The sequence below is a fragment of the Anaerococcus faecalis genome, assembly GCF_013371425.1.
Lineage (GTDB): Bacteria > Bacillota > Clostridia > Tissierellales > Peptoniphilaceae > Anaerococcus > Anaerococcus porci.
On sequence record NZ_JABVBA010000019.1, the window covers coordinates 1 to 13,427 of the forward strand.

Below are 13,427 nucleotides of genomic sequence, written 5' to 3' on the forward strand. Positions count from 1 at the left end.
TTTTAAAATCATTGCTTTTAGTCTAACTTCTTCTTTTTTATTGTTTGTATTTTTTCTGGCTTTTTCAAGCTCATAAATTTCTTTTTTTGTTTTTTCATCTATTATCTTTTTCATATTCTTATTATACACTTTTAATTAGGTTTTAGTATTAGTAGAAAGATTTCAGGCTAGAAATTTCCATATTCTTTTCATTTCAAAAGTACAAAGATTTATTTTATTATCTAATTGTCAATAATATCAAATGTGTTAAATTATTAAAAATATCCATATATAATTATAATCTTTTGAAAATTTCTTAGCCAATATCCCCGAATTTTTGAAGATAAATTCATGTGACTAATTTCTAATAAAAAACTTATAAATTTCTTCACAAAAAAGAGGCTGCTGCAGAATGAATTAATAGTTTCAAGATCATTATTACAACAATTTGACCTTAATAAACCTACAGGCTATTCTCAAATTGTCTATGAATAACTTGTAATGATGGAACTATATAAATTCATAATTTTGCAATAACCTCTCTTGGAGTGTAAATAAAGTAGATAGAATTTTAAAATTTTATCTATTGTATACAATCTGAAATCGCTAAATTAACTATCTATTATTACTCCAACTTGTTCAAGTAAAACATCATTATTATGTCCTGTAAGAGATGAATAAGCAAATACAAGACCTTCATCATCTATGTTTAGGGTTTTTGTAAGCTCTTTGATATGTTTTTTAAGGTGTGTTTTAGGAATCTTGTCGTATTTGGTTGCTATAACAAAACCTGTAAATCCAGAATCTATTATCCAATCATACATTTGCATATCTTGTTTTGTTGGAGCATGTCTTATATCAACTAAAAGAAAAACTTCTTTTAGGTTTTCTCTTGTATAAAGGTAATCGTGGATTAGCTTGTTCCACTTTTCCTTTTCCTTTTTGCTTACCCTTGCAAAACCATAACCTGGAAGGTCTACAAGCCTAAATTTGTCATTTATCTTGTAGAAGTTTATAGTCTTTGTCTTTCCAGGCTTTGATGAAGTTTTAGCTAGGTTTTTCTTTCCCAAAAACGAATTTATAAAGGAAGATTTACCAACATTAGACCTGCCTGCAAAGGCAATCTCATCAAAATCATCTTTTGGAAATTGGCTAGGAAATCCTGCCACTTGGTCTAAGTTTACACTTTTTATCTTCATATTAATGCTTTCCTTAATACTTCTTTTACATTGGAGACAGGTATAAAGTTTATCTTATCCCTTATATCCTTGTCTATATCATCTATATCTTTTATATTATCTTTTGGTATTATAACCTCTGTAATATTGTAAGAGTAGGCTGCAAGAGCTTTTTCTTTGAGTCCTCCTATAGGTAGAACTTCTCCTGTTATTGTAACCTCTCCTGTCATGGCAAGATTGCTTCTTACCTTTTTATCTGAAAGAGCACTTGCTATGGCTGTAGTCATGGTAATTCCAGCAGAAGGTCCGTCTTTTGGTGTCGCCCCTTCTGGAACATGAACATGGATATCCTTTGTTTTGTAAAAGTCCTTGTTTATATCAAAATCTTTGGAGTTTGCTCTAAGATATGTTATAGCTGCTTGAGCCGATTCTTTCATTACATCTCCCAATGAGCCTGTAAACATATTGTTTCCTTTTCCCTCCATAGCATTTACTTCAATTGTAAGGATGGTACCACCTACTTGTGTCCAAGCAAGACCATTTGCAACGCCCACCTTATCTTCTTTAAGTCTTTGATCTTCAAAGAATCTTTCCTTACCAAGGTATTTTTGATAGTTATTTAGGCTTACTTGTACCCTTTCTTTTCCTTGTAAAATCTCTTTTACTGCACGCCTTGCTATTTTTGCTACATTTCTTTCGAGATTTCTTACTCCTGCCTCTCTGGTATAAGATTTTATAATTTTTTCTATAACATTATCAGATATTGAAAGCTCATATTCTTTAAGACCATTGTTTTCTTTTTCTTTTTTTATAAGATATCTTTTGGCTATTTCCTCTTTTTCCCTTTGGGTATAACCTGATATTTCAATAATCTCAAGTCTATCTATAAGTGCTTGGGGAATTTGAGATATATCATTAGCTGTTGTTATAAAGAAAACCTCTGATAGGTCAAATCCTATATCAAGATAACGATCTATAAATTTATCATTTTGCTCAGGATCTAATACTTCTAGTAAGGCTGATGATGGATCTCCTCTAAAATCTGATCCAAGCTTATCTATCTCATCTAACAAGAATACTGGGTTTTTGACCTTTACTCTATTGATATTTGATAAAACTCTACCCGCCATAGCTCCTACGTAGGTTCTTCTATGGCCTCTTATTTCAGACTCATCTGTAACCCCACCTAATCTCATTGATACAAATTTACGGTTTAGGGCACGAGCTATGGACTTAGCTATAGATGTTTTTCCTACTCCTGGAGGACCAGCAAGACAGATTATAGAGCCCTGGTTGTTAGCCTTTTTCTTTCTTACTGCAATAGATTCAAGGATTCTTTCCTTTACTTCATAAAGTCCGTAGTGATCTTCATTAAGTACTTTTTGAGCATGGTCTATATCAAGGTTATCTTTTGATTTCTTAGCCCATGGAAGTCCCAAAACAAAGTCAAGGTATGAAGTTATAACACCATAGTCAGGACTCATCTCTGGTATCATTTCAAGCCTATCTACACTTTTAAGTAAGATATCCTTGTCTTCTTTCGGTATTTTAAGTTTAGATATTTTTTTCCTAAATCCATCAGCCTCATTTAGGTCTTTTCCTATTACCTCATTAAGTTCTTTCTTGACTGCATCAAGTTTTTCTCTTAGATAATATTCCTTTTGACCCCTATTTATAGATTCTTGCACCTTTTGGTCTATCTTTTTGGATAAATTTTTAATTTCAATTTCCTTTTGGATAAACTTGTGAAGATTTAGCATTTTTTCTTCTATATCAAGTTCTTTTAAAAGTTTGTAATTTTCGGAGGGAGATAAGGGAAGGTAGTAGGCTATAAGATTTGATAGTTTGTCAAGGTTATCAACTTCTATAAGAGAGAATACAACTTCTGCAGGTATAGAGTTATCTATTGCAACATAAGCTTGAAAGTCTTCTATAAGAAGCTTATTCAAGGCTTCAAGAGTTGGATTTAATTCAAAGTCTTCTTCATTAAAAATATACTCTTCGACTTCTGCCTTAAAGAAACCTTCCTTAATTGTTATATCCTTAATCTTTGCTACAGACTTAGCCTCTATTAGAACCCTAAGCTCTCCATTTTGAAGGTTAAAGGTTTGTTTTATAGATGCAACTGTACCAAAGTCGTATACATCATCTTTTTTAGGATTTTCTTCTAAGATATCCTTTTGATTTACCAAGAATATGTCTGTTTCATTTAAAAGTGCATCTTCTACCGCTTTTTTTGAGACTGATCTTTGACAATCAAAGTGGACTAGCGTATCAGGAAATGCCCATAACCCCCTAACTGGGACCATAGGATATTCATTTGTATCTATTTTATAGATAAGATTCATCTTAACTCCTTATGTTGGAAAAGGGAGCACCCACGTCTCCCTTTACTTATATATTAATTTATTATTATCTTTTATTGCACCTTTTGGTACTATCACTTCTTTTATATCAGTTTTTGAAGGAATATCAAACATCACATCAAGAAGTAAGTCTTCAAGTATTGTCCTTAGACCTCTTGCTCCAGTTTCTTGCTTGAAAGCTTTTTCTGCTATTTCTTTTATAGCCTCATCTTCAAAAGTAAGCTTTACTCCGTCTAATTCAAAAAGCTTTTGGTATTGCTTGATTAGGGAGTTTTTTGGCTCTTTTAAAATTCTAACAAGACTATCTACATCTAAGTCTTCAAGCGATACTACTATAGGAACCCTTCCTATAAATTCTGGTATAAGTCCATATTTAAGGAGGTCTTCTGTAGATACATCATTTAAAGAAATATCCTTATTTTCGCTATCTTCTGCTCCAAAACCTATAGATTTTTTGCTAGTTCTTTGCTTAATAATATCCTTTATACCATCAAAGGCTCCGCCTACTATAAACAAAATATTTGTAGTGTCTACTTGAATATATTCTTGGCTAGGGTGTTTTCTGCCGCCTTGTGGTGGAACATTGGCTACTGTACCTTCAATTAATTTAAGTAAAGCTTGTTGAACACCTTCACCACTTACATCACGAGTTATAGAAGGATTCTCACTTTTTCTAGTTATTTTGTCAATTTCGTCTATATAGATTATTCCTGTTTGAGCAAGCTCTATATCATAGTCTGCAGCTTGTACCAATTTAAGGATTATATTTTCAACATCTTCACCAACATATCCTGCCTCTGTTAGGCTTGTTGCATCTGCAATCGCAAATGGTACATTTAGCTTTTTAGCTAAAGTTTGGGCAAGAAGGGTCTTACCAGAACCTGTTGGTCCAAGCATCAAGATGTTTGACTTTTGAAGCTCAACATCTGAGTCTTGAGCATAATTTGAATTGATTCTCTTATAGTGGTTATAAACTGACACTGAAAGGGTCTTTTTTGCCATTTCTTGTTGGATAACATATTGGTCAAGATAGTCTTTTATCTCACTTGGTGTAGCAAGTTCTAGCTCAGAATAGGTATTTTCCACCATATTCTCCCTTTCTATAATAGATGAGCAAAGCTCGATACATTCATTACAAATGAATACATCAGGTCCTGCGATTAGTCTATCAACCTCATCAGCCCTTTTCCCACAAAAGGAACATCTATTTTCTTCTAATTCCATTCTACTCATACTAATTACTCAATAACCTCATCTATTAAGCCATATTCTTTAGCCTCATAGGCATCCATAGCAAAGTCTCTATCTGTATCTTTGTGAATCTTATCAATTGATTGACCAGTATTATCAGCCAATATTTTATTAAGTCTTTTCTTAATCTTTAAAATTTGTTCAGCTTGAATTTGTATATCGCTAGCTTGTCCTTGAGCCCCGCCTGATGGTTGGTGGATTAAGATATTTGAATTTGGGAGAGAAAATCTCTTTCCTTTTGCTCCAGATGATAGGAGAACTGCTCCCATTGACGCAGCTTGACCTATACAAATTGTTGATACATCTGGTTTTATATAGTTCATGGTATCATAAATTGCAAGTCCTGCTGTAACAACTCCACCTGGTGAGTTAATATAAAATTGAATATCCTTGTTAGGATCTTCGCTTTCTAAAAATAGTAATTGAGCTATTATAATATCACTTACTCCATCTTCTACAGGTCCTGTTAGGAATATAATCCTATCCTTAAGAAGTCTTGAATAAATATCATAGGCTCTCTCTCCCCTATTAGTTTGCTCTATAACTGTTGGAACTAAAAAGTTTTTTGCGTTCATAAAATCTCCTTCTATATTCTTGGAGTTTATGTTACTAATCTTCCTTACTTTCTTCTTCCTTTTTAGGAACTAACTTTACATTTTTTTCTAGAATTTCTACAGCCTTTCTTCTCTTAATGTTTTCTTCAACTGTGGCTCTAGAAATGTTTTTTTCGAAGATTTCTTTGAATTTTTCGTAATCATCTACTCCATATTGTTTAGCAGCATCTTTAATTTCTTCTTCTACTTCTTCATCTGTAACTTCAATGCCTTCTTTTATGGCTACTTCATCCATTACAAGATTTGACTTTACTTTATCTTCAGCAATCGCTCTATATTGGCCTCTTATAGCATCTAGGTCCATCTTAGTCATTTCAATATATTGTTGAAGTGAGATACCCATTTGTTGTAATCTTTGATCAAGATTTTGCATTTCAAGATCAATCTCTTGTTTGATTAATGCTTCTGGTGCCTTTACATCTGATTTTTCAACAAGGGTTCTTATAGCCTCATTTTGAATTTGTGTTTTTACTGCTTTTTCTTTTCTATCTTTGAGGTTTTTTCTAATGTCTTCTTTTAACTCATCTAAAGTTTCAAATTCTGAAATATCTTTTGCGAATTCATCATCAATTTCTGGAAGTTCTTTTCTTGAAATCGAATTAATCTCAACTTCAAACTTAGCATTTTTGCCTTGGAATTCTTTAGCTTGATAATCTTCTGGGAAGGTTACATTAACTTCAAATTTATCTCCTACTTTGTGACCTTCGACTTGCTTTTCAAAATCATCTACAAATGACTTTGATCCAAGTACTAAATCATATCCTTCGGCTTTTCCACCTTCAAATCTTTCCCCATCAAGAAATCCATCAAAGTCAATATTTACTGTATCTCCTTCTTTAGCTTCACCATCTTCTATAGGTATAATTCTCGCATTTTCATCTTGTTGGTGAGAAAGTTCATGTTCTACATCGCTATCTGTAACTTCTGTTGGAATTTCTTCAACTTCAAGCTCTGAATAGTCTCCAAGTTCTGGATGTGGTTTTGTTTCGACTTCTATCTTAAATACTACATCCTTTCCCTTTTCAATATCGTCAAAATCTACTGATGGTTGATCTATTACTTCAAGCTCTAATTCATCAATAGCCTTGTTATAAGGTTCAGGGAAAACTTGTTGAATAGCCTCATCATAGAATACTTCTGGACCATACATCTTTTCTATGATTTTTTTAGGCACTTTTCCTTTTCTAAATCCATCTATCCTGTATTTAGACCTATTTTTTCTATATACATTGTCAACAGCCTTAGCAAAGTCATCTGCTGATACTGTTAGGTCAAATTTTGCTATATTATTTTCATGTGATTTTAATTCTGTCATCATTTCCTCCTAAAACACTGCATACTCATTATTTTAATATACTACTATTTTCTATCAACTTCAATGTAGTTATTCTTTATATATTTAATAATTTCATTTTTTTTATTTACTAATAACTCATTAAAAACTAATTCATATACATCATTTAATATGATACCTATTATCTTACCTTCTTTAAAGCCCAAATTCATTATATCTCTACCATCTATTGCTAGGTCTTTTTTCTTTGTAGGTAAATTTTCTGCATAGATTTCCTTTAATAAAACCTTGGCATTTTTTATATTTTCTATATATGGATTTACAGTTGCGGCTGTATCTGCCCATTGAAGCTCAAATAAATCATAGATATTATCATCTCCAACTTTTCTAAGTAATTTTCTTACTGACTTTTTAGTATATGTATTGGTATTATCCATATGATGAGCTACAAGTTTTTCACAATCTTTTATAAAATTTTTGGGATATTTTAAAATTCTCAATCTTTTTTTTACAATTTGTGCTGATATATCTTGATGACCAAAAAATCTTCCCTCACCATTTTCATCTATAAACATAGAAGCAGGTTTTCCTGAATCATGAAAAAGGGCTGCCATTCTCACCTTTAAGTTTTTGGGAGTATTATCTAAAACTTTCATTGTATGATCAAACAAAGAAAGGTCATGGTGAGATGACTTTTGATTAAAACCTACCATAACCTTTATTTCTGGGAGTATTTCACCTAAAAGATTACACTCATCTAAGAGTCTAATTCCATAAGAAGGAATATCTGAAAGAAGGATTTTGTTGAACTCCTCAGAAATTCTTTCTTTAGCTATATAATTAATATACTCTGCTTCTTTTTTTATAGCTTTTTTTAAATCATCATCAATGCTAAAATTAAGAATTGTAGCAAATCTAATAGCTCTCATACTCCTTAGATAATCTTCTTCAATCCTTTCAAATGGATCTCCGACAGACTTAATGACCTTCAATTTCAAGTCATCTCTTCCCTTATATAGGTCAATAATTTCTCCGAATCTTTCAGCCATCGCATTTATAGTAAAGTCTCGTCTTTTAAGATCATCTTCGATTTTGTCAGAAAAAACAATCTCATCAGGATGTCTTCTATCCTTATATTTAGCCTCTCCCCTAAATGTTGTTATTTCATATTCTTTTGAATTATATATTACTTTAATAGTTCCAAATTTTTTCCCTATATCTATAAGTTTCATGTCAGAGAATATTTTCATAATGTCTTTTGGTCTTGCTCTTGTAGCAATATCGGCATCGTGAATTTCTCTTCCCATAAGTTTATCTCTTACAAAGCCTCCGACAAGATAGGACTCAAAGTCATTTTCCTCAAGTCTTTTTAAGATTTTTTCATAATCTTTCATTTTACTTTCCTACTTTAAATGAAACATTCACATAACCATCATTATCATTTAAGGATATCCCATTAGGAATTTCAAGCTCCACACTTTTTTCAAAATTCTTATCACTAATCTCAGATAGGTTAATCTTTTTAGTAGAAATAGAATTGATTTTTTCAACTACAGCCGCCTCTCCCTTTATTACTACCTTTTGAGGATTAATATCCTCTTCTTTGATTTGCATATTATTAGGAAGGCTTCCTACAGTATCAAGTTTAACATCAACTTCCTTACTTGCTAAAACATCAAAAGAAATTGAAACATCATTTTGAGAAAGTTCTACTTTTTCGACCAGATTTCCATCTTTATCAACAGGTATTATACCTATGTCATGAATTTTTCCATCTAGCACCTTCTCATCTTTTACTTTAAGCAAGATTTTTTCTACCTTATCAACATTTTTTCTAAGTCCCTTTACAGAAACTTCTGTAGGAGATTGCTCAGCAACTTCAATAATCTTTGAATCTTTAATCTTATCATCAATCTTTATGTCAACAGGTAATTTCTTTTCTACAATCTTTTCGATCTTAAAATTTATGTTTGAAGGAGTAATACTTTCAACCCTTATCCCACTCGGTCCATTGACCTTTACATTTACAGTCTTTATTCCTTCACTAGCTGAACCTAAGTCAACACTTGCTATAAGGTCTTCACTTGAAAGTCCTATTAAATCTGACCTTGCCCCTTCCACTCTCACATTTACACTAGAAACCTCATCTTTTCCAACAATAGCATAACCTTGTTCTTGGATTTGTTCTTGGTTTTTAATAGTAAGTGGAACAGATCTTATAGTCTTCGATAAGGATGGATTAGTTGAAGTCATAACAAATGCCCACATTATGATTGCAACAAGAATGGATAAAATCATTAACTTTCTATCATTTTTTTTATTCATCTTTATCACTCTTTCCAAAATCAAATATTGAATCTTCACCCTCTATTAGCTCTTTCTTAAGCCTATCTTTTAAAGATTCATCATCAAAGTACCTATTAATAACTCCATTTTCTACAAGAGAAATAGTTCCTGTCTCCTCACTTACTACTACAACAACACAGTCGCTTTTCTCACTAATTCCTATAGCTGCTCTATGCCTTGTACCAAGCTCTTTTGCTACGGTATTGCTCGAAGTAAGTGGGAGATAGCAAGCTGCAGCCTCAATTATGTCATTTCTTATTATAACTGCTCCATCATGGAGTGGTGTGTTAGGTATAAAAATATTAATCAAAAGCTCGCTTGATATCTCAGCTGAAAGATTGGTTCCACTTTCAATAATATCATTAAGTCCAACCTTTCTTTCAAGAACTACTAGAGCTCCTATTTTTTGCCTAGATAGAGAACTCATAGCTGAAACAAGCTCATCTATAGATCTTTCATTTTTATTATAAGAATCACTTACAAAAAAATTCTTCCCCCTACCTATTCTTTCAAGAGCAGATCTTAACTCTGGTTGGAAAACTACAATTATAAAAATAAGTGCTACTGTAAAAAATTGATTCATAAGCCAAGATACTGTATTAAGATTAAAAATATCAGCTATTGATGCAAAAAATAAGACAAAAATAAACCCCTTCATTACCTGTTCAGCCCTAGTATTTTTCAAAAGTGAAAATAGCTTGTAGGTAATAAAGGCAATCAAAGCTATATCAATAATATCAGTTATCCTAATAAGGGACAAAAATGATATAAAATTTTCCACATAAGTCATAAATACCCTCCCTTTCTTCCTAATATTATTATATACTTAATTGTATTTTTTTGTAGAAATTAGTGAAATAAAAAATCTTGCAAAATATTCTTTATCTTGCAAGATTAAAAATAGGATACCACTTTAATTGTGTAGAAATAAAAAGATGAGTATTTAGATAAGAAAGCATAACTTTAAACGTGTTTATAAAACAAAAATAGGTACTTTAAATCTAAGAGTATCAAAAACTAGAGATAGTAAATCTAAAATTAGAACTTTTAAAGAAATATATACTCTAAATTAATTGTATCTCCTAATAAAAATATATTAGATAAAGAAAAACACAAAAGAATCAGAGAAGACTTGAAAGCAATTTTAAAAATAACAAATATAAAACTAATCATAAAAATGAAAGAATAAATATCCATCAAATATGAATAAGATAATAGCTAACAAAAAAGATTTGAAATACTATATGAAAGATTCGAAAAGTCTTTTTTACTTAAACGAAGAAGAAACTGACTCCTATTAATAGGTTCACTCCTCGTTTATATAATCGAGGAGTGAATATGGTTTTCTATAATTTATATAAGACTATAATATTAATAAATATCGAAATAGATTAATCTACAAAATATAATAATCTTGACTTTGTGGATAGACTCAACTAAGTTTTTTTGTTCTATTTTTCACATAAAATTTTACACTTCTTATTCGAGTGTTTTTATTAACTCAATTTAAAATTTTCTTATTTTCTTAATATTTTTTAATCAAATCTTCATAATTAGGAAGATCTATTTTATATTCTTCTTTAAATTTTTCTATCTCTTCCTTTGAATATTTATTGAAATCAAGTTTCATATTTCCTGTATCAACTGGATCCCTATAAAGAATCTTAGCTTCAATAAAAATTGGTTTGCTATTGCCATTTTCTTGTAATTTATTGACTTCTTCTATAGCTTTATCTAATTCTTCTTTAGTTTTTACACTAAAAGCTATAGCTCCCATAGCTTCAGCAGTCTTTGCCCAATCTGCATCTGCTATCTTTATACCAAAAGGATATTCTAAATTTTCTTTTTGTGAATGTTCAATAAAACCAAAACTTAAATCTGTAAGCAAAATATTAATAATTGGTAAATTATATTTTGCTTGAGTTACAATCTCTTGCATATTCATGGCATAGCCACCATCTCCTTGAATAGTGAAAACTTCCCTATCAGGATATGAAATTTTTCCTGCAATACCTCCTGGTAGACCATAACCTAAAGTAGCGAATCTACCGCTCATAATCATCTTTTGGTTCTCATTAAAAGGTAAATTTCTTATAGCATGAGCCTTATTATTTCCTACATCAAGAGCAAACAAGGAATCATCCTTAGCTAGTTTATCCTTTATAGCAAGCATTACTGTTTCCCCAAGTAAATGTGGTGCTTCGCTATCAGCAATTTGCCTTAGCCAATCTCTCCAATTTTTCATATTTTCTCTTGCAGCAAGTAAAAATTTGCTTTCTTTTCTTGTTTCTTTTCTATCTAATAAAGCATTCAAGAAATCTCCACTGTCTGCTAAGATTGACAAATCTGAAGGCATTTGTCTACCCAAATCTCTATATGAATTATTAACTTGAATGAATTTTATAGATTTATTCCAATATCTGGCAAACGGAAAATTTGAACCAACATATAAAACTAAATCAGTATTTTGCATTATTTCAAAAGCAGGCTTTGTTCCGAGTCTACCAAAAGCACCAAGATAATTTTTATGCTCACTTGGGAAAGAATTCCCAGTAGAAAGAGCTGATGATAAAGTAGGTAAATTAAATTTTTCTGAAACTGCAACAGCCAAATCTCTATATCCTCTAACCCCTTCTCCAAGATATAAAACAGGATTTTCCGCCTTTAACAGAGAATCAACAACCTCGTCAATTTGCTCATCCTTTATTGGATAATGAGGTGATTGAAATTCATTTAACGGAGTTCTTAGTGGTTTATATTTAATTTTCTCCTCCATAAAATCATTGTGCAAAATTATAACAGCTGGTCCCTTATATTCATAAGCTGCCCTAATTGCATCTTCTACCATATAAGGAATAGATTTAGCATTCATAGCTTTCCTATTGTAGATACCTACATTTTCATACAAAGGTAAAACTTCTGTTTCTTGAAAACCACTTGTATTTTGTAAAGTAGAATCTCCTTGGGCTACAAGAGCAAGCATAGGAACTCTATCAAGCTTTGCATCATAAAGTCCATTAAGCATATTGCTAGCACCAGGCCCGCCTGAACCGAATGCTACCCCTATTTTATGAGAAAATTTATAATCAGCAGTAGCTGCCATAGCACCTGCTCCTTCTTGCCTTACTTGTATATAGCTTATCTTATCTTTTTCTTTTTCAAGTGCATCCATCATTCCATTTAAAGAACTTCCAGGTATACCATAAATATGATCAATTCCCCAACGTTCCAATTCTTTTAACAAAGCTTGAGCGGCACTAATTTTCATATGAAACTCCTTTCACTGTTTAAATACTAAAATTAAATTCTTTATTAACGAATCATTTAATCTTACATTTTTTCCTTTATTTAGTTTATTTCTTAATGCAGCAAAACGATAATTTTTATACATCTATAATTTTCTTACTTATCAGCCACATCAAGTTTCACTCATAGTCTTACATACTACAATAAAAATAGACGCTAAAGTACTTGCACAATTACTAAAATATTAATACATCTCAACTTTTTTAATGAACAAATATCCGATTTTTACAATACTTTATGATTTTAATTATAATATTCTATTTTAAATATTATACTGATTAAAAAATTTTTTTCAATTTATTATATTTTGTTGAAAATCAAAACAAAAAACAGGTATAGTTCTGTTTAGAAGAAGAAATAAAGAACATTTATTTACAATTTATTTAAGAAGGAGAATACTAAAATGGATATTTCAAAAAGTGCTTTAATATTAATAGATTTGCAAAAAGGAGTAACTGCTGTTGACTTAAAACCTCATAAGGCAGAACAAATTATTGCAAATACTAACAATTTGATAAAAAAATTCAGAAAAGAAAATGGCTTTATAGCCTTTGTTAGAACTGCTTTTATAGATAATATAGACATTTTACCTGCAGATAAGAACTTACGATCTCTTTCAGATTTAAAAGAAAGTTTTGATCAAATTGATAATAGATTAGATTTCAAACAAAACGATTATCTCGTTACAAAAAGAGGTTTTAGTGCTTTTTTCGGAACAGACTTGGACTTAGAATTAAGACGTCATAATGTAGAAAATCTTGTTTTTGCAGGAGTTTCTACCCATATAGGTATAGATACAGCTGCAAGAGATGGATATCAACTAAACTACAAGATATATTTTGTTGAAGATGCAATATCAGCTCCAAAAGAGAAACAACATGAGTTTGTAATAAATGAAATTTTTCCACTATATGGAGAAGTTCTTAAAACAGAAAATTTAATATAAAATTTTGAAAATAAAAATTGAGATAGAGTCCGTATAATTGTGTAAAAAGAAAAAGGTCATTTGAAACCTAAACTAGTACAATGTTTTTAACAAGCCAAAACTAAACTAGGAGGTATCAAATGACCCAATTACATTTTACAATTAATC

The 13,427-nt window shown here is 30.9% G+C and carries 10 protein-coding genes; 1 reads left to right on the plus strand and 9 read right to left on the minus strand.

Annotation, left to right across the window (positions count from 1 at the left end; genetic code table 11):
* Positions 1–590: 590 nt before the first annotated feature.
* From yihA to HV819_RS11265, 9 genes are all read right to left on the minus strand, one after another.
* Positions 591–1,178 (minus strand): ribosome biogenesis GTP-binding protein YihA/YsxC, encoded by a 588-nt coding sequence (gene yihA / locus HV819_RS11225; protein WP_154540264.1) that lies wholly within the window; start codon positions 1,176–1,178, stop codon positions 591–593.
* Entirely contained in the window at positions 1,175–3,505 is a 2,331-nt protein-coding gene (lon, locus tag HV819_RS11230; RefSeq protein ID WP_154540262.1) for an endopeptidase La, read from the minus strand. The genes yihA and lon overlap by 4 nt, the downstream gene beginning before the upstream one ends.
* Positions 3,506–3,547: 42 nt before the next feature.
* Positions 3,548–4,756, minus strand: coding sequence for an ATP-dependent Clp protease ATP-binding subunit ClpX (clpX, locus tag HV819_RS11235; protein ID WP_154540260.1), 1,209 nt, complete (start codon positions 4,754–4,756; stop codon positions 3,548–3,550).
* 5 nt (positions 4,757–4,761) lie between these two features.
* Complete coding sequence (gene clpP / locus HV819_RS11240) at positions 4,762–5,349, minus strand: ATP-dependent Clp endopeptidase proteolytic subunit ClpP (RefSeq protein WP_154540258.1); 588 nt, start codon at positions 5,347–5,349, stop codon at positions 4,762–4,764.
* Between the two features lie 34 nt (positions 5,350–5,383).
* The gene (gene tig, locus HV819_RS11245) at positions 5,384–6,703 is read right to left on the minus strand and encodes a trigger factor (RefSeq protein ID WP_154540256.1); all 1,320 of its coding nucleotides are present in this window, start codon (positions 6,701–6,703) and stop codon (positions 5,384–5,386) included.
* A 44-nt stretch (positions 6,704–6,747) separates the two neighbouring features.
* The gene (locus tag HV819_RS11250) at positions 6,748–8,076 is read right to left on the minus strand and encodes a CCA tRNA nucleotidyltransferase (protein ID WP_154540254.1); all 1,329 of its coding nucleotides are present in this window, start codon (positions 8,074–8,076) and stop codon (positions 6,748–6,750) included.
* A 1-nt stretch (position 8,077) separates the two neighbouring features.
* Complete coding sequence (locus HV819_RS11255) at positions 8,078–9,007, minus strand: CdaR family protein (protein WP_154540252.1); 930 nt, start codon at positions 9,005–9,007, stop codon at positions 8,078–8,080.
* Positions 9,000–9,818, minus strand: coding sequence for a diadenylate cyclase CdaA (gene cdaA / locus HV819_RS11260; protein ID WP_154540250.1), 819 nt, complete (start codon positions 9,816–9,818; stop codon positions 9,000–9,002). The genes HV819_RS11255 and cdaA overlap by 8 nt, the downstream gene beginning before the upstream one ends.
* Before the next feature lie 735 nt (positions 9,819–10,553).
* On the minus strand, positions 10,554–12,296 hold the full coding sequence (locus HV819_RS11265; RefSeq protein WP_154540248.1) for a thiamine pyrophosphate-dependent enzyme: 1,743 nt from the start codon (positions 12,294–12,296) through the stop codon (positions 10,554–10,556).
* A 441-nt stretch (positions 12,297–12,737) separates the two neighbouring features.
* Between HV819_RS11265 and HV819_RS11270 the strand changes: the two genes are divergently transcribed.
* A complete protein-coding gene (locus HV819_RS11270) occupies positions 12,738–13,280 on the plus strand; it encodes a cysteine hydrolase family protein (RefSeq protein WP_176270261.1) in 543 nt (180 codons plus the stop codon).
* Positions 13,281–13,427 lie beyond the last annotated feature (147 nt).